This is a genomic window from Nonomuraea candida (genome assembly GCF_000725485.1).
GTDB classification, from domain to species: Bacteria; Actinomycetota; Actinomycetes; order Streptosporangiales; family Streptosporangiaceae; genus Nonomuraea; species Nonomuraea candida.
In genome coordinates this window covers 205,427-222,927 of the sequence record NZ_JOAG01000020.1, presented here as the reverse complement: position 1 = coordinate 222,927, position 17,501 = coordinate 205,427, and the positions used below count along the sequence as shown (strand labels likewise).

At 73.4% G+C, this 17,501-nt stretch carries 11 protein-coding genes; 4 read left to right on the top strand and 7 right to left on the bottom strand.

Going from position 1 to position 17,501, the window contains the following annotated elements; genetic code table 11:
* The first annotated feature begins 293 nt into the window (after positions 1–293).
* On the top strand, positions 294–788 hold the full coding sequence (locus tag IO39_RS21335) for a YciI family protein (RefSeq protein ID WP_063765320.1): 495 nt from the start codon (positions 294–296) through the stop codon (positions 786–788).
* 5 nt (positions 789–793) lie between these two features.
* Positions 794–1,963, top strand: a complete 1,170-nt coding sequence (locus IO39_RS21330) for an RNA polymerase sigma factor (RefSeq protein ID WP_043625815.1) — start codon at positions 794–796, stop codon at positions 1,961–1,963.
* A 120-nt stretch (positions 1,964–2,083) separates the two neighbouring features.
* Here IO39_RS21330 and sigJ read toward each other — a convergent pair whose 3' ends face one another.
* Entirely contained in the window at positions 2,084–2,971 is an 888-nt protein-coding gene (sigJ, locus tag IO39_RS21325; protein ID WP_043626216.1) for an RNA polymerase sigma factor SigJ, read from the bottom strand.
* Between the two features lie 227 nt (positions 2,972–3,198).
* Between sigJ and IO39_RS21320 the strand changes: the two genes are divergently transcribed.
* Complete coding sequence (locus tag IO39_RS21320; protein ID WP_211267093.1) at positions 3,199–6,594, top strand: 3-keto-alpha-glucoside-1,2-lyase-like domain-containing protein; 3,396 nt, start codon at positions 3,199–3,201, stop codon at positions 6,592–6,594.
* 44 nt (positions 6,595–6,638) lie between these two features.
* Here IO39_RS21320 and IO39_RS21315 read toward each other — a convergent pair whose 3' ends face one another.
* From IO39_RS21315 to IO39_RS21290, 6 genes are all read right to left on the bottom strand, one after another.
* Positions 6,639–9,341 carry a beta-glucosidase family protein gene (locus tag IO39_RS21315; protein ID WP_245642106.1) on the bottom strand — a complete coding sequence of 901 codons (2,703 nt, stop codon included), beginning with the start codon at positions 9,339–9,341 and terminating at the stop codon, positions 6,639–6,641.
* A 5-nt stretch (positions 9,342–9,346) separates the two neighbouring features.
* Positions 9,347–10,975: an FAD-dependent oxidoreductase gene (locus tag IO39_RS21310; protein WP_043625812.1), complete on the bottom strand. Its 1,629-nt coding sequence runs from the start codon at positions 10,973–10,975 to the stop codon at positions 9,347–9,349.
* Between the two features lie 3 nt (positions 10,976–10,978).
* The gene (locus tag IO39_RS21305; RefSeq protein ID WP_043625808.1) at positions 10,979–11,845 is read right to left on the bottom strand and encodes a carbohydrate ABC transporter permease; all 867 of its coding nucleotides are present in this window, start codon (positions 11,843–11,845) and stop codon (positions 10,979–10,981) included.
* 56 nt (positions 11,846–11,901) lie between these two features.
* Entirely contained in the window at positions 11,902–12,834 is a 933-nt protein-coding gene (locus IO39_RS21300) for a carbohydrate ABC transporter permease (RefSeq protein WP_043625805.1), read from the bottom strand.
* Position 12,835: 1 nt separating this feature from the next.
* Positions 12,836–14,140, bottom strand: a complete 1,305-nt coding sequence (locus IO39_RS21295) for an ABC transporter substrate-binding protein (protein ID WP_157548709.1) — start codon at positions 14,138–14,140, stop codon at positions 12,836–12,838.
* 220 nt (positions 14,141–14,360) lie between these two features.
* Entirely contained in the window at positions 14,361–15,398 is a 1,038-nt protein-coding gene (locus tag IO39_RS21290; RefSeq protein ID WP_043625799.1) for a LacI family DNA-binding transcriptional regulator, read from the bottom strand.
* Positions 15,399–15,698: 300 nt separating this feature from the next.
* On the opposite strand from IO39_RS21290, the gene IO39_RS50830 reads away from it, so the two are divergent.
* Positions 15,699–17,450, top strand: a complete 1,752-nt coding sequence (locus IO39_RS50830) for a BNR-4 repeat-containing protein (protein WP_052423162.1) — start codon at positions 15,699–15,701, stop codon at positions 17,448–17,450.
* Positions 17,451–17,501 lie beyond the last annotated feature (51 nt).

Here is a 17,501-nt window from a genome sequence, read left to right as displayed (position 1 = left end):
GTCCGCACAGGACCTCCTCGGGCCGGCGAGCGAAGACGGGAGGGGATGACGGAGAGAAGAGAACAGCGGCAGCGGGACATGGCCCCACTGCGGCAAAACGGTAAGAGAGCCGACGGGACGGGGCGTCAACCCTCGATCAGATTTCCGCCTCCATCCGCGCGCGTACCTGGGCGCTCGCCTCAACCCTGGGGAGTAGGCGATGTCCAACCAGGGATAGAGCCGATCACGGTGTCCCATGCGCCGGGGCTCGTTCGTCATGAGGATGGGAACGTGGTGTCTCTGGGAGGTTCACGATGCAGTACGCACTTCTGATCTACGCCGAGCCCGGCTACCTGGAGGGGTTGCCGGCCGCCGAGCGGGAGGCGGTCCAGGCGGAGTACGCCGTGCTGGCCGAGGACGACCGCTGCGTCGGCGCGGCGCAGTTGCGGCCGGCGGAGACGGCGACGTGCGTGCGGATGGCCGGCGGCCGGACGTTGCTGACCGACGGCCCGTTCGCCGACACCAAGGAGGTGCTCGGCGGCTTCTGCCTGATCGAGGCGGCCGATCTGGACGAGGCGCTGGAGCTGGCGGAGCGCATCCCGGCGGTGCGGCTCGGCGGCACGGTGGAGGTCAGGCCGCTCGCGCCCGGCCCCGGGCAGGCCGGGCTCCGGAATGCCGAGCGCGGAAGTGCCGGGCGCGGGGAGACTGGGGCCGGAAAGGCCCGGCGCGGGGAGGACCGGCGCGGGGAGGACCAGCGCGGGGAGGACGGGCACGGGGAGGACGGGCACGGGGCGGTGGGGCGGCTCTGAGCGGGATGGAGGAGGTCTTCCGTGCGGAGTGGGGCCGGGTGGTGGCCACGCTGGTCGGGTTCCTCGGCGACTTCGACCGGGCCGAGGATGCCGCGCAGGAGGCGTTCGCGATCGCGGCGCGGCACTGGCCCGGCTCCGGCCTGCCGGACAAGCCGGGGGCGTGGCTGGTCACGACGGCCCGCAACCGGGCGATCGACCGGCTCCGCAGGGAGCGCACCCTGGCCGAGAAGATCCACCTGCTGGCGGCGCCGGAGGCCACCGTGGACGAGGTCGACGACACCGTGATCAAGGACGAACGGCTTGAGCTGATCTTCACCTGCTGCCATCCGGCGCTGCCGCTGGAAGGGCAGGTGGCGCTCACGCTCCGGGCGCTCGGCGGGCTGAGCACCGCCGAGATCGCGCGCGCGTTCCTCGTGCCCGAGGAGACCATGAAGCGCCGCCTGACCCGCGCCAAGGCCAAGATCAAGGCGACCGCGATCCCGTTCGCGGTCCCGGACGCGCGTCGGCTGCCCGAGCGGCTCGACGCGGTGCTGGCCGTGCTCTACCTGATCTTCAACGAGGGGTACGGCGGCCGCATCGACCTCGGCGCCGAGGCCATCCGCCTGGGGCGCGTGCTGGTCGCGCTGCTGCCCGCGCAGCCGGAGGCGTACGGGCTGCTGGCGCTGATGCTGATCCACCACGCGCGGCGGCGGGCGCGGTTCTCCGGCGCGGACGGCGAGGAGCTCGTGCTGCTCGACGACCAGGACCGCTCGCTCTGGGACCTGTCCCAGCTCGCCGAGGGGCGGGCGGTGCTCGACCGGGCGATCGCGCTGGGCGGGCGCGGCGCGTACGTCGTGCAGGCCGCCATCGCCTCGTTGCAGGCGCGCGAGCGGATCGACTGGCCGCAGGTCGCCGCGCTCTACCGGCGGCTGGCCGCTCTGACCGGCTCGCCGGTCGTCGCGCTCAACGGCGCCGCGGCGCTGGCCCAGGCCGGCGAGCCCGCCGCGGCGCTGCGCGCGGTGGACCGGCTCGACCCGGACCTGGACGGCTACCTCTACTTCCACTCCACGCGCGGCGAGCTGCTGCGGCGGCTCGGCCGGGCCGACGAGGCCCGGGCCGCCTACCGCCGCGCGCTCGGCCTGGCCGTCTCGGCCCCCGAGCGGCGCTTCCTCACCCGCCGCCTCGAACAGCTCTGAGCCCGGCCGGGCCGAGACAGGTCACCTTGAGCCCGGCCGGGCCGAGCCCGGTCACATCGAGCCCGGCCAGGCCGGGCCCGGCGGCCGAGGGTACCAGCGCGCCCGGGCCGAGGCGGGCGGTCAGGGCTCCAGGCCGGCCAGGTCGAGGCGGGACAGGCGGTCGGGGTCGGACAGGATGTCGATGGCGGCGATCCGGCCCTCCGAGACGGTGAAGCTCATGACGGAGATCAACCGGCCGTCGATGGTGTTGACCAGGCCGGCCAGGCCGTTGATGAGGGCCGGGTGGGCGGCGGCGCTGGTGGCCATGCGCTGGAAGGTGGCCAGCTGCCCGGCCACGGCCGCGACGCCGCGGATGACCTTCAGGCCGTTGGTGAGCACCCCGCCGTCGGCGCGCAGCACCACGTCGGGGTCGAGGATGGACACCAGCGCCTCGAAGTCGCCGCCGCGCGCGGCGGCCAGGAAGGCGTCCACCACCCGGCGCTGGTCGGCCGGGTCCGGGTCGGGGCTCGGGGCCGCGCCCCTGACCCGCTGGCGGGCCCGGCTGGCGAGCTTCTTGGCCGTGGCCGGGGTGCGGTCCACGATGGGCGCGATCTGCTCGAACGGCAGGCCGAACATGTCGTGCAGCACGAACGCCAGCCGTTCGGCCGGGCTCAGCGACTCCAGCACCACCAGCAGCGCCAGCCCCACCGAGTCGGCCAGCAACACCTCCTGCTCGGGATCGGCGGCGTCCACCCGGCTGACCACCGGGTCCGGCAGGCGATCCTCCAGCGACTCCTCGCGCCGGGTCTTGCGGGCGCGCAACAGGTCCAGGCAGACCCGGCCGACCACGGTGGTCAGCCAGCCGCCCAGGTTGTCGATGTCACCGGAGTCGGAGCGCGCCAGCCGCAGCCACGCCTCCTGGACCGCGTCCTCGGCCTCGCTCAGCGAGCCGAGCATGCGGTACGCGACCGCTCGCAGGTGGGGGCGGTGCCCTTCGAACTCAACGGCCAGCAGGTCGTGGGGGTTCACCATCGTTCCTCTCATCGGTGGACGTCATATCGCTGACGCAGCAAACCGGCGAAAGGTGACCGCGAACGCCTTCCGTCCTGACATGTCGTAGCTTTCATCGATTTCCGGCGAAAGCCTATGGGCAATCCGACGATCTCGCTTTATATTACGGCGCAGAGCAGCGTTACCCTCCTCACGTTCCAGCGAATGAGACCCGGCATCCGCCGAGGGACCCGAGCGTCCCGGCGATGCCGCACCCCACCCCCGCCGGACGCGGCGCCCTCTCCGAGATGGGACAGGCCATGCGGAAAATCTCGCTGTTATCCGTCTTGCTGACCGTCATCCTCGCCTTCCTGGTCGTACCGGCCCACGCGCGCGCGGAGGTGCCGCCGCAGGAGCCGGGCATCACCCTGCGCACCTACGACGTGCAGGTCGAGCTGTCCAAGCTCTGCACGCTCAAGCCGGGCCAGACCCCGAACGTGGACAAGCTGATGCCCACGATCGACTGGACCTCCGACGCCGACTTCGGCCTGACCGACATGTTCGTCACCGAGGCGGTCGGCAACATCCAGATCCCCGCCGCCGGCACGTACGAGTTCCGGCTCACCAGCGACGACGGCTCCCGGCTGCGCATCGGCGACACCGTCGTGATCACCAACGACGGCCGGCACGGGCCGGTCTCCGTGGACGGCACGATCACGCTGACCGCCGGCTACCACCCGCTGCGCGTCGACCACTTCGAGCACCTGTACGGCCAGCAGCTCAGGCTGGAGTGGCGGCCGCCGGGCGCCGCCGGCTTCACCGTCGTGCCGACCTCGGTGCTCAGCACGGACGCGGACGTCGTGAGGGTCACCGCCCCGGGCCGCAAGGAGTGCGAGAGCGGCGCCGACTCCCCTGGCGACGGCCTGCCGCTGAACGCCGTGCACCCCGACTTCACGCTCACCGACCTGCGGCCGGCCGGGTTCGAGCCGCAGGTGTCGGCGATGGACTGGCTGCTCGACGGCCGGCTGGCCATCGCCACCTGGGGCGGCTCGCAGACCCGGCTGGGCGAGGTCTACCTGCTCGGCAACGTCACCGGCCAGACCTCGCCCGAGCGGGTGACCACGAAGAGGATCGCGAGCGGGCTGCAGGAGCCCATGGGCATCACATACGTGGACGGCAAGCTCTACGTCTCGGAGAAGTCCCGCCTGGTGGAGCTGAACGACACCGACGGCGACGAGGTCGCCGACCATCTGCGGACCGTGGCGACCTGGCCGTTCGGCGGCAACTTCCACGAGTTCGCGTTCGGGCTGCTCTACCGCGACGGCCACTTCTACCTCAACCTCTCCGTGGCCATCGACTACGGCGGCGCCACCACCGACCCGCAGCCCGCGCCGGACCGGGGCACGACCGTCAAGGTCAGCAAGGCCACCGGCAAGATCGAGTACCTCGCGGGCGGCCTGCGCACCCCGAACGGGCTCGGCTGGGGCCCGTCGGACGAGCTGTTCGCGATGGACAACCAGGGCGGCTGGCTGCCGGCGTCGAAGCTGGTGCACGTCAAGAAGGACCGCTTCTTCAACCACCACACCAACCCGGACGGCCCGTTCGACGCCCATCCGGTCACGCCGCCGGCGGTGTGGCTGCCGCACAACGAGATCGCCAACTCCCCCAGCACGCCTCTGGTGCTGAAGCGCGGCAGGTTCGCGGGGCAGGTGCTGTTCGGCGACGTCACGTACGGCGGGATCCAGCGCGCCTACCTGGAGAAGGTCGGCGGCGAGTACCAGGGCGCGGTCTTCCGCTTCACCCAGGGGCTGGAGGCCGGGGTCAACCGGATCAGCCTGGGCCCCGACGGCGCGCTCTACGCGGGCGGCCTGGGCGCCGGCGGGAACTGGGGCCAGCCGGGCAAGCTCACCCACGGCCTGCAGAAGCTGACGCCCGGCGACGCCAAGGCGTTCGACATCCTGCGGATGCGGGCGGTGGAGGGCGGCTTCGAGCTGGAGTACACCCAGCCGCTGTCGGCGGAGACCGCCGCGTCGCTGGCCGCCAGGTATCAGGCCACCCAGTGGCGGTACGTCGCCGCCTCCACCTACGGCGGCCCCAAGGTGGACGAGGAGCCGCTGACCGTCACCTCCGCGAAACTGACCGCCGGCGGCCGGAAGGTCACGCTCAAGCTCGCGGGCCTGAAGGCGGGGCGGGTGGTGCACCTGCGCTCGCCGCGCCCGTTCAGCTCGGCGTCGGGGCAGCCGCTGTGGAGCACCGAGGCGTGGTACACGCTCAACACGCTGGCCGGCGGGCCGGTGACGGACAGCACGTACGAGGCGGAGAGCGCGGCCCACAGCGGCGGCGCCAAGCTCGGCACCGACCACCCGAGCCACTCGGGGAGCGGCTTCGTCGACGGCTACTGGAGCGCGGGCGCCGCCACCCGGTTCGCCGTGCGGGTCCCGGAGGCGGGCACGTACCACGTGGGCCTGCGGTACTCCAACGGCCCGCACCCGGCGCCCGGCGTGAAGTCGCTCAGCGTGTACGTCAACGGCGCCAAGGTCAGGCAGGTGCCGTTGCCCAGCACGGAGACGTGGGACCAGTGGGCCGTCCGGGTCGAGCCGCTGGCCCTGCGGGCGGGCGCGAACACCATCGCCTACGTCTATGACGCCGGCGACGCGGGCAACGTCAACCTGGACGCCATCACGGTGGCCGCGCGGCCGGTGCTGGAGGCCGAGCGCGCCGCGCTGCGCGGCGGCGCGAAGGTGAGCACGGAGCACCCGGGCCACACCGGCACGGGCTTCGTCGCCGGGTACACGGCCGAGGGCGCGAGCACCTCGTTCACGGTGCGCGCGGACTCCCCCGGCCGGCACAACGTCGGGCTCCGCTACGCGGCCCCGGCCGGCACGTCGGTGAGCGTGTACGTCAACGGGACCCGGGTCAGGCAGACCCGCCTGGCCGCCACCGGCGGGTGGGGCTCCTGGGCCGTCCAGACCGAGTCGCTCGACCTGAGGCGCGGCGCGAACCATGTCGCCTACCGGTACGACTCCGGCGACTCCGGGCAGGTCGCCCTCGACCACCTCACCGTGTCGAAGGCGGGGCGGATCGCGCTGTTCGACGGGTCGAGCCTGGCGGCGTGGGAGAAACGGGCGGGCGGCGCGGCGGCGTGGCCGGTCGCGAACGGCTCCATGGAGTCCTACGGCGGCGACATCCGCACCCGGCAGACGTTCGGCGACTTCAGGCTGCACGTCGAGTGGTACGAGCCGGACTACCCGCCGGAGGTGACCGGGCAGCAGCGCGGCAACAGCGGCGTCTTCCTCCAGGAGCGCTATGAGGTGCAGGTGCTGGAGTCGTACGGCGACACCACGCCGGCCGCCGACGAGGCGGGCGCGATCTACTCCAAGCGCGCGCCCGACCGCAACGTGGCCACCGCCCCCGGCACGTGGCAGACCTACGACATCACCTTCCGCGCGGCCCGCTACACCGACGCGGGCGTGAAGGCGGACGACGCGCGGGTGACGGTCGTCTGGAACGGCGTGGTGGTGCACGACGACGTGGCCATCGACGGCGGCACCGGCGACCACCTCCCGGAGAGCGCGGCGACGGGCGGGATCCGGCTGCAGGACCACGGCGATCCCGGCGAGAACCCCCGCTTCCGCGACATCTGGATCGAGCCCGTCTCCTGAATTCCGCGGCCCGGCCGGTCAGGGGCCGGCCGGGCCGATCGGCCTCACCCGGCGCGCCCGGCCGGGTGGGAGAGGGTGAGGCGCGTGGAGAGCCTGAGGTCGGCGCTGCTGTGGCCGGCCTCGACCAGGTAGGCGCCCGCGACCGGGCGCCAGCCGCCGTCCCAGCGCTGGAAGGCTCGTTCGGGGAGGTCGATCGTGACGGTCACGGCCTGGCCCGGCTCGGCGGCCACGGCCGCGAACCCGGCCAGCCGGCGCGGCGCCCGCGCCGGGGTGACGTAGACTTGGACGACCTCGCGGCCGGCGCGATCGCCGGTGTTGCGGACCGTGACGGTGACCTTCCGACCCTCGCCCGACAGCGACTCGTACGCCCACGTCGTGTAGCCGAGCCCGTGGCCGAAGGGGTAGAGGGGCCGCCGGCCGGCGCGCTCCCAGGCGCGGTAGCCGATGAGGACGTCCTCGGTGTAGGCCAGCCGGCCGCCGACCGGCGTCGTGCCGAGGACGGGGCAGTCCTCCGCGCGGGCCGGCCAGGTGGTGGGCAGCCGCCCGCCGGGCTCGGCGGCCCCGAGCAGGACGTCGGCGAGGGCGTGCCCGGCCTCCTGGCCGGGGAACCAGGCCAGGAGCACCGCCGCGACGCGACCGGCCCAGGGCAGCTCGACCGGGGAGCCCGCGTTCACCACGACGATCGTCCTGGGGTTGGCGGCGCTGACGCGGGTGACGAGCTCGTCCTGGCGGCCGGGCAGGGCCAGCGTGGCGCGGTCGAGTCCTTCCGACTCGACCTCCTCGGTGGTCCCGACGACGACGATCGCCACCTCGGACTCCGCCGCCGCGCGTTCGGCCCGTTCCAGCAGCGCGTCCTCGCCGTCGACCGGGTCGCCGTGGCCCAGGGTCAGGGAGACGTAGGGCTGGTCGGGGTGGAGGTCGATGGGGTGGTGGACCGTGATCTCGACGGTTTCGCCCGCGCGCAGGCGCAGGTGGTGGCGGTGCTCGGGCGGGGCGGTGGAGAGCAGGGCGAGGTCGGTGGTGCCGGGCTCGATGACGCCGCTCAGCACGGTGCCGCCGACGGTGAGCGTGTAGCGGCCGGTGCAGCGGACGGCGAGGCGGTGCTCCCCGTCCACGCCGGGGGTGAACCGGGCCGCGAGCTCGATCGCGGCCACCCGCGCGGGATCGACCGTGTCGGAGACGTCCGGCCAGATCGCCGCCCCGTCGGGCAGGGTCATGCTCAGCAGCGTCTCCCCCTGGTGGCCGAGGAACGTGGCGCCGATCCCGGCGGCGCCGGCGAGGTCCCGCCAGTGCGGGCCGGCCGCCGGCGGCAGCGTGCTCCTGGGGTCGGCGCCGATCTCGTACGTGATCCGCACGTCGTCGGGCAGCGCGGCGGTCAGGCCGTCCAGCGGCGAGACGACGTGCGGCGGGAAGACCCGGGCGCTGCCGCCGCCGAGCACGCGGGGGTCCCGGGCAGGCGCGCCGATCACGGCGACGCTGCGCAGGCGGGCGGCGTCCAGCGGGAGCAGCCCGCCGGGGTCGCTCGCGAGCACGAACGAGCGTACGGCGATCTCCCGCGCCAGCCGCTCCCCATCGATCACATCCGGCCGGCCGCCCTCCGACCCGTCCGGCCGGGAGTCCGCCGGCGGGCGGTCACCCGGTGCCGCCGGCCGGTCGTCCGGTGCCGCCGGGCGGTCGTGGTCCGGGGCGGGCGGGTGGGCGGCGGTCAGCGCGCCGACGCGGGCGGCCAGGCGGAGCACGCGGCGGGCCTGGTCGTCCACGACCTCGGGCGGCACCGCGCCGGAGCGGACGGCGGCGACCAGCCGCTCGCCCCAGGGGCTTCCCGCCGCGGGCATGGCCACGTCGAGCCCGCCACGCGCGGTGGCCTCGGTGCCGCGGGCGGCGAACCAGTCCGACACGACGCACCCGTCGAAGCCCCACTCGCCTTTCAGCACGCCTCGCTGCAACGCGGCGTGCTCGGTCATGGTCACGCCGTTGACCTTGTTGTACGCGGCCATCACCCCCCACACCCCGGCGGCCACGACGGCCTCGAAGGGCGCGAGGTACACCTCTCGCAGGGCGCGTTCGGAGACCACGACGTCCACGGTGAGGCGGTCGGTCTCGGCGTCGTTGGCCACGAAGTGCTTGACCACGGCGGCGACGCCGTGCTCCTGCACGCCTGCCACGTACGGCGCGGCGATCGCCCCCGTCAGCAGCGGGTCCTCGGAGAATGCCTCGAAGTGCCGGCCGCCGAGGGGGCTGCGGTGCAGGTTGACGGTGGGCGCGAGCAGCACGTCCACGCCCTTGCGGCGCGCCTCCTGCCCGAGCAGCCATCCGGCCAGGCGTGCCAGACCGGGGTCCCAGGTCGCGGCGAGCGCGGTCGGGCTGGGCAGGGTGATCGCGGGGTCGTCGGCGCTCCAGCGCGTGCCGCGCACGCCGACCGGCCCGTCGCTCATCACGATCGGCCGCAGGCCGATCTCCGGCACGGCGGGCAGCGACCACATGTCGCGCCCGGAGAGGATGCGCACCTTGGTCTCCAGGTCGAGCGCCGCCAGCGCCCCCTCGACGATCACGCCCTCCGCACCGCCCCGGCCCCCTTCGCCACCCGCGCCGCTCTCGCCCGCCTTGACGCCCTCCCCGCTCTCCCGGGCCGTGCGGCCCTCTGCCGTGTCCCGGACCGTGACGGCCGTCGTGACCTCGCGGTCCGTGACGGCCTGCGCGACCTCGCGGTCCGTGACGCCCTCGCCGGGCTCGTGGTCCTTGCGCACGCGGGTCACTCCTCGACGAGCTGCGGCACGGCGGGCGCGCGGCCGCAGGCGGTGGTGCGGATGTCGTCCGGCCAGGCCAGCGGGACGCCGAGGGTGCCGGAGAGCAGCCGCCGGAAGTCCTCCAGCAGCCGCGCGTCGGCGCGGATCTTGCGGGGCGGCAGGTCGCTCTGCAGCGCCTGGGCGACGAGCGCGCCGACGGCCTCCCCGATGCTCCATTCGGCCGGGTGCAGCCGGTACGCGCCGTTGGTGATGTGGGTGGTGCCGATGTTCTTGCCGGCCGGCAGCAGGTTGTCCACCCGCTGCGGCAGCAGCGCGCCGAGCGGGATCTGGAACGGGAAGCAGTCGATGTCCACGTAGGTGCGCCCGGCCGTGCTGGGGTGCAGGTCGATGCGGTACGAGCCGATGCCCACCGCGTCGTGGAAGACCTCCGACCCGGCCTCCGCCCCCCGGGCCTCGACGCCGATGTGCTGTTCGAGCACCGTGAACTCGGCCTTGATCCGCCGGGCCTCGCGGATGTACGGTGCCTTGGCCAGCCCGTCGGAGGTGCCCACGATGTCGGGGCGCAGCCGCAGGCCGGGGTAGCCGGTGCCGCCGTCCGGCCGGGGCGCCTCGGTCTGCATCCAGTACAGGAACGACAGCGACAACGAGCGGGCGCCGTCGAGCGCCGCCGCCGGGTCGGCGTCCGGGCCGGCGAAGGGCAGCTCCCAGTAGTCGATCTGCGGCCAGTTGACGAGGGTCACGTCGTGCTCGATGGTGCCGAGCCGGTGCTGGGAGGCGGCGACGATGCGCCGGTAGTGCCACAGGTCGTGGCGGCCCGGCAGGTGCCCGTCGGGCTGGAAGATGAAGCGTTCGCGCCGCGTCAGGTCGATGGGCTCGACGTCCACCCAGGAGAGCTGCGGCCCGGGCCAGAACGGGGAGACGTGGGTGCGCCAGTGCTCGTAGCGGGCGGGCTTGTCGATGGTGTGGTCCTCGCCGGGCCGGTGCTCGACGGGGAAGCACCAGGAGACGGCCTGCTGGTCCAGCGGGTCGGCGACGGCGGGGGCGTGCGGCTCGCCGGTGTCGCCGACGCCCTCGGCCCCGACGACGTGCTCGACGCCGGCCAGCGGCAGCAGGTCGCCCAGCTCGGTGGCGTCGATGACGTAGTCGGCGGCGACGGTCACCCGCGCGCCGTCGGTGAGCCGCAGGAAGGTCACGGCCTCGACCCGGTCACCCGTCACGTCCACGGCGACCGGCCGGTGCTCCGGCAGCACGGTCAGGCGGCCGGACGTGCGGTGCGGCGCGAGCAGCTCGTCGATCGCGGCGAGCGCCGCCCGCGGCTCGTGGCACAGCGGGCTGACGACGCCCAGCCCCGGGTTGAGCAACGGCTGTGCGGCCACCTCCGGGAGCAGCGGGTAGGCGCGGCGGTAGTAGTCGCGGATGGTGCGGCGCAGGCGGCGGTAGGTGGCCGAGGCGTACCTGGACTCGATCCACGGGTGCTCGTCCGGCGGGACGGCCTGGCTGGTGAGCTGGCCGCCGAGCCAGTCGGTCTCCTCGGTGAGGACCACCCGCAGGCCGAGTGTGGCGGCGGTGAGCGCGGCGGCGACGCCGCCCAGGCCGCCGCCGACGACGAGCACCGGGGTGCGCGTTTCAGACATGGATCACCCTTTCACGCCGCCCTCGGACAGGCCGGCGATGAAGCTGCGCTGGTTGAACAGGAAGACTGCGAGGATGGGCAGGATCACCAGGACGGATCCGGCCATGGCGGGCCCGTAGGCGACGTTGCCGCCGGTCAGGAAGCGGCTGAGCGCGAGCTGCACGGTCTGCGTCTCGGCGGAGCTGGTGACCACCAGCGGCCAGAGGAAGTCGTCCCAGACCGCGGTGAAGGCGAACACGGCGACGGTGGCGACCAGGGGCTTGGCCAGCGGCAGGTAGATCCGCCAGAAGACGGTCAGCTCGCTCGCGCCGTCGACCCGGCCGGCCTCGCCCAGCTCGTCGGCGAGGCCGAGGAAGAACTGGCGGGCCAGGAAGACGTTGAGCGGCCCGATCAGATGCGGGAGCGTGAGCCCGGCGAGCGTGTCGATCAGGCCGGCGCCGCCCTGGCCGAACAGGTCGTTGCCGCCGGCCAGCGGGATGCCCTTGGTGATGAGGAAGAGCGGGATCAGGGTCACCGCGACGGGCACCATCGTGGTGGAGACGATGGCCATGAAGATCAGGCCGCTGCCCCGGAACGGCAGTTTGGCGAAGGCGTACCCGGCCAGGAGGGCGAAGACGCAGTTCGCGACCACCACGACGAGCGCCACGACGGTGGAGTTGAGCATCGCGCGGCCGAGGTTGCCGTCGTCGAGGGCGACGGCGAAGTTGCCGAGCGTGGGCTGGGCGGGCAGCAGGCGGGGCTCCTGGGTGAAGACCTCCGCCTCCGGCTTGAACGCCATCGAGGCCATCCACCAGAAGGGCATCAGCACCAGGATCGTCGCGATGCCCAGGGCGATGAGGGTGCCGGGCTTCCTCGTTCCGGGCTGCTTCATGCCTGCTTGCTCCATGCCGGCTCGCTTCATGCCGGGCCGCTTCATGCCGGCTCGCTTCATGACCGCCTGCCGATCCCGCGCATGGACGCGTAGGAGAAGGCGAAGATCAGCGCGAACAGGACGAACGCCATCGCGCTGGCCGAGCCGAACTGGTTGTTCTGGAACGCCTCCTGGTAGATGAGGAAGTTCGTGGTGGTGGTGGAGCCGAGCGGGCCGCCGCCGGTGAGGATGAAGATCTCCGCGAACGACTGCGCCAGGTAGACGATGTTGACGGTGATGACGTAGACCATCACGGGCCGCAGGCCGGGCAGCGTGACGTGCCGGAAGCGGGCCCACGCGCCGGCGCCGTCGAGGGCGGCGGCCTCGTAGAGGGTCTTCGGGATGGCCTGCAGGCCGGCCAGGAACAGCACCATGTTGCCGCCCAGCGCCTTCCACACCCGCATCACGGCCACGGCGTGCAGCGCGGTGTCCTCGTCCAGCAGCCAGTCGTGCGGCTGCAGCCCGACGCCGGCGAGCAGGCTGTTGAACCAGCCGTCGGGCGAGTAGAGCCAGAGCCAGATGAGGCTGACCGCGGTCAGCGGGACGATCCTGGGCAGGAAGAGCCCGGCCCGCCACAGCCCGATGCCGCGCACCTTGCGGTTGGCGAGCAGGGCCAGGCCGAGCGCGATCCCGACGGCGAACGGCAGCACCTCGGCCACGAACTGGGCGGTGACCTTGAGCGACTGCAGGAAGGCGGCGGAGTCCGCCAGGGCCAGGTAGTTGTCGAGGCCGACGAACCGGGGCGCGCCGCGGTCGAGGGGGCTGTAGCCGGTCAGGCTCAGGTACAGCCCGTACAGCACGGGGAAGAGCTGGAAGACGGCCAGGTAGACGATGGCGGGGGCGGCGAAGGCGAGGCCGACGAGCCGCCTGCGCCGGCTGGGCCCGCTCGGGCCCGGCCGCCGGGGGCCGACCCGCGCGGCGGCGGGCCGCGCCAGGGTGATGACGCTCATGTCACTTGCCCGCCAGGAGGGGCGTCGCCTCGGCCGCCGCGGCGGCGAGGGCCTGCGCGGCCGGGGCCTTGCCGGCCAGGGCCTGCTCGATGTGCTTGTCGAGCACGTCGCGGACCTGCACCCAGGCGGGCACGTTGGGGCTGGCGACGTAGGCGGGCGCGGCCTCGATGAACGGCTTGAGCAGCGGCTGCTCGGCCGCGTAGGCGCCGGAGGCGGCGGACGCGCGCACCGGCAGGGCGCCGGCGGCCCGCGCGTAGCGCTCCGACACCTGCTTGGACAGCATGAATTCGATGAACTTCCAGGCCAGCTCCTGGTTCTTGGAGTCGGCGTTGAGGAAGAGGCCGGGGCCGGCGCCGCCGAACGTCTTGGCGGTGGCCGTGGCCAGCGGCGGCAGCACCCCGAGCCGGTCGGCCAGCTCGGGCCGCGCCTTGGCGATCTGGATCACCTGGCCGGAGGTGGCCATGACCATCGCGGCCTTGCCGGTGGCCAGCGGGTTCTGCGCGGCGGGCTGGTTGGCGAAGTCGGCGCCGAGCTGGTTGGCGACCGCGCCCTCCCCCTGGTAGAGGCGGGTGAAGTACTCCAGCGCGCGGGCGCCTTCCGGGCTGTTCCAGGCCGGCTTGTCACCGCCGGCGGTCAGGAGGGAGCCGCCCTCGGAGGCCAGCAGCGTCAGGAAGGTCTGCACGCGCTGGGTCTTGGCCGACTGCAGCAGCAGGCCGGCCCGGCTGACGGCGCCGCCTTCCTTGACGGTCAGCTTCCTGGCGGCCTCGTACGCCTCGGCCCAGGTCTTGGGCGGGGCGGCCGGGTCCAGGCCGGCGGCGGTCAGCAGGTCCTTGCGGTAGGCGATGAGCGTGCCCTGGCCGCTGAGCGGGATCATGTACTGGCCGCCGCCGACCTTGCCGCCCTCCAGGTAGGCCGCGAGGTCCTCGCGGTCGGCGGCCGGCAGCTTGGCGACCCGGTCGTCGAGCTTGGCGATGCGGCCCGTCCGTACGAAGCCGGCCGCCGCCGCGGGGCCGTGGCCGAACAGGTCGGGCGCGGTGCCGGCGGCGAGCGCGGCGTTGAGCTTCGGGGAGATCTGGCCCCAGTCCACGTAGGTGATCTCGACCTTGACGTTGTTGGCCTTCTCGAACTCGGGCACCAGCGTCTTGGTGACCAGGTCGATCTCGGGCGCGGAGTTGCCGGGGAACCACACGGTCAGGCCGCCGGACTTGCCGGAGGTCGCGCCGCCGCCGGTGCCGCAGGCGGCGGCGAGCAGCACGCCGGCGCAGGCCGCCGCGAGCGTCACGCGTCGCGTTGCCGGGATGGGCATGTCCTGGCCTCCTTTCTTTGAGCAGGGGGAAGAAGAGGCCGCGGGGTGGGGGCCGCGCGGCCGGGCGAAGAGGGGTGGGAGGAGGCCGCGCGGTGAAGGTCGCGCGGTCAGATGAAGAGCGGGTGGGAAGGGGCCCGCGGGCGGGTTCGGCGTGGCCGTGGCGGGGGCGGAGTCAGGCCCGGGGCGGGTCAGGTTCTGGGCGGGTCAGGTTCTGGGTGGGTCAGGCCTTGGGCGGGGCGATCGTGAGCTCGTCGAGCTGCTCGCAGGGCAGCAGGACGTGCCTGGCGGGGGTCGCGCCGGGATCGGCGAGCAGGTCGATGAGCAGTTTCACGGCCATGCGCCCCATCTCGTTGCGCGGGATGCGCAGCGAGCTCCAGCGGGGCGCGCCGACCGCGGGGAGGTTGACCAGGACCGCCGCCGACAGGTCGCCGGGCACGGTGAGCCCGCGCGCGTCGAGCAGCGCGGCGACCAGGGTGGCGATCTCGGCGCCTTCCAGCAGCAGCGCGGTCACCCCGGTCGCGAGCACGGCGTCGAGCCAGGGGTCGGTCACCTGGGCGGTGTCCACGACGTACATCAGCTCGGGCAGCCCGGCGGCGGCGCAGCCCGCGCGGTAGCCGGACTCCTTGTCCATGTGCACGTCGACCCGTTCGGTGGAGGTGACGTAGCCGATCCGGCGATGGCCGAGGGCGGCGAGCCTGCCGACGATGCCGGCGGTCGCCGTCGCGTAGTCGGCGCTGACCCAGGAGATCTCCGCGTCGGGCACGGTGCGGCGCCCTATGTGCACGAAGGGGTAGCCCTCGCCCGCCAGGCGGGCGAGGTCGGAGGCGTTGTGCTCGACACCGATGAGCACGCTGCCGTCGGCCAGCGCCAGCCGGTTGGCCCCGTCGCGGTAGATGTGCCGCCGCCCGTCGGCCGACTCGGTGGAGGCGAACAGGACGAGGTCGTAGCCGTCGGCGACGGCCTGCTGCTCGATGCCGATCAGGAACTCGTGGTAGAAGTCGAGCTGGTCGATGGGGAACATCGACTCGAAGGAATGCACGCCGATGAGCCGGTTGCCCTTGCCCTTGAGGCTGCGGGCCGCGGCGTTGGCGACGTAGCCGAGCCGGCGCACCGCGTCCTCGACGCGCCGGACCGTCTGCTCCGGGATGCCCGCCTCGCGTGCCCTCCCGTTGATGACGGCCGAGACCGTCGCCTGCGACACCCCTGCGAGCCGTGCCACGTCGGCCTGCCGCGGCATGCGCCTGCGGACGCCCGTCATAACGTTCTCCTGATTCGTATCAGCAATCGGATTCGGCCAGCGCGGGCCAGTGCTCCGGATGTGCCCTCGATCGTGGCGACGGCAGGGGCGGCTTGTCAAGTGCCCTGCCCATGATCTCCCTGAACTGCGGCGTTGACGGCAGACAATCTGCCGGTAACGGTTGACACGGGATCATCTCGGGGCTCACGATCTGCTGATACGAGCCGGCCGCCGAGCGCCCCTTCTGATACGTATCAGAAGAGTGGGTCCGGGCGCGGCCCGCTCCCCCACCCGCGTTCCCGGAAGGAAGGTGGCCTTGCGATGCCACGTCCCCTGTCGCGCACGCTGACCGCACTCGTGGCGGCGGTCGCGACCCTCCTGACCACCGCCACGACGGCGGCGCACGCGGCCGCGCTGAACGTCGTGCCGGTGCCGGCCACGACCCATCCGACCAGCTCGGGCGCGGGCTGGTGGACGCCGATCGCGCACCTGAACGGCGCCACGTACGTCACCTACCTCGACGCCGGCCTCCGCGTGGTGGTGGCCAGGCAGGGCGCCGACGGCGCGTGGACGTCGGCGGTCGTCGACACCGGCATCGCGGCCGACGCGGGGCACACCCAGCCGTCGATCGCCCTCGACGGAGACGGCTACATCCACGTCTTCTACGGCATGCACGACAACCCGATGCGCTACCGGCGCAGCGACCGGCCAGAGAGCGTCACCGGCGGCTGGACCGACCGCAGCGCCGAGATCGCCGCCGTCGCCCCGGAGAACGTGTTCACCTACCCCATCCCCGCCACGACGCCGAACGGCGACGTGTACCTGCTGATCCGCTCCCGGGGCCGGCACGGCGAGCTCTACCGCTGGCAGGACGCCGCCGACACGTGGTCGCTGGTCAGGCGTTTCGGCAGCGAGAGCGGCTACACCTTCTATCCCGATGCGATGGTCGCCGACGACGCCGGCGACCTGCACATCGCCTTCGAATGGGCCAAGGTGCAGCCGCGCCCCGAGCGGCACCTGGGCTCGTACGTGCGCTACAGCCCCGCCGACGACGCCTTCTACCAGGCCGGCGGCGCCCGGCAGGAGCTGCCGATCACCCGCGCCACCTCCGACGTGCACCAGCCGATGCGCGCCGCGGAGACCTGGGACGAGTGGGGCGTCCAGGGCGCGAAGCTCACCGTCGACGGGCAGAGGCGGCCGCTCATCGCCTTCGACTACTCTCTCGACGGCACCACTTCGGGGATGCGGCACCGCCTCTCCCGCCGGGACGGCGACCGGTGGGCGGTGACCACCATGTCCGCCGGCTACAGCCATCCGGACAAGCCCTGGATCACCCATTCCGGCGGCGTGACCCGCTACTACTTCCCTGACGCGGCGCAGAACGTGCGGTTGCGGGCCTCCCGCGACGGCGGGGCGACCTGGACGGACGAGCAGCAGCTCACCAGCGGGCGGCGGTACAAGAGCCTGGCGGGCCACACCTCCGGCGGCACCGACCGCCTCTACCTGAACGCGCTGTCGGCCGGCGAGCTGTACGTCGGCCTCTCCACGGGCGGGGAGACCCTGCTCGCCGACGACTTCGAGGACGGCGCCGCCCAGGGGTGGGCCCCGGCGGGCGGGAGCTGGTCGGTGGTGACCGACGGCACCGCGCGTTACCGGCAGGCGAGCCTGGCGGGCAACAACCTGGCCACGGCGGGGCAGAGCACGTGGAGCGACTACTCCGTGCGCGTCTCCGTCAAGCGGCTGAGCCACGGGGCCGCCCCGGCCGTCGGCATCAGCGCCCGCTACACCGGCGCCGGCGACCGGTACGGGTTCAACCACTCCGACGGGGTGCTGCACATCATGAAGCGGGTGGGCGGGGTGCCGACGGTGCTGGCGAGCAAGCCGTACCCGCTGGAGACCGGCCGGTCCTACACCTTCACCGCCACCCTCACCGGGCGGGCGCTGGCGTTCGCGGTCGACGGGGTGCAGGAGCTGACCGCCGTGGACGGCAGCCACACCGCCGGCGGGATCGCGCTGGCCACCTACAACGCCACCGCGTCCTTCGACGACGTCAGGGTGACGGCCGGGTGGTGAGCCCCGGACCTGCGCACCATCCCGGCCGAGCGCCCGAATTGTAGCTATTTG

What these genes read in the sequence shown, in the direction of transcription:
- IO39_RS21290 (WP_043625799.1), bottom strand. Translation starts at nt 15,398, where the DNA reads ATGACGGGCGTCCGCAGGCGCATGCCGCGGCAGGCCGACGTGGCACGG.
- IO39_RS21305 (WP_043625808.1), bottom strand. Translation starts at nt 11,845, where the DNA reads ATGAAGCAGCCCGGAACGAGGAAGCCCGGCACCCTCATCGCCCTGGGC.
- IO39_RS21310 (WP_043625812.1), bottom strand. Translation starts at nt 10,975, where the DNA reads ATGTCTGAAACGCGCACCCCGGTGCTCGTCGTCGGCGGCGGCCTGGGC.
- IO39_RS21320 (WP_211267093.1), top strand. Translation starts at nt 3,199, where the DNA reads ATGCCGCACCCCACCCCCGCCGGACGCGGCGCCCTCTCCGAGATGGGA.
- IO39_RS21330 (WP_043625815.1), top strand. Translation starts at nt 794, where the DNA reads ATGGAGGAGGTCTTCCGTGCGGAGTGGGGCCGGGTGGTGGCCACGCTG.
- IO39_RS50830 (WP_052423162.1), top strand. Translation starts at nt 15,699, where the DNA reads ATGCCACGTCCCCTGTCGCGCACGCTGACCGCACTCGTGGCGGCGGTC.
- IO39_RS21335 (WP_063765320.1), top strand. Translation starts at nt 294, where the DNA reads ATGCAGTACGCACTTCTGATCTACGCCGAGCCCGGCTACCTGGAGGGG.
- IO39_RS21295 (WP_157548709.1), bottom strand. Translation starts at nt 14,140, where the DNA reads ATGCCCATCCCGGCAACGCGACGCGTGACGCTCGCGGCGGCCTGCGCC.
- IO39_RS21300 (WP_043625805.1), bottom strand. Translation starts at nt 12,834, where the DNA reads ATGAGCGTCATCACCCTGGCGCGGCCCGCCGCCGCGCGGGTCGGCCCC.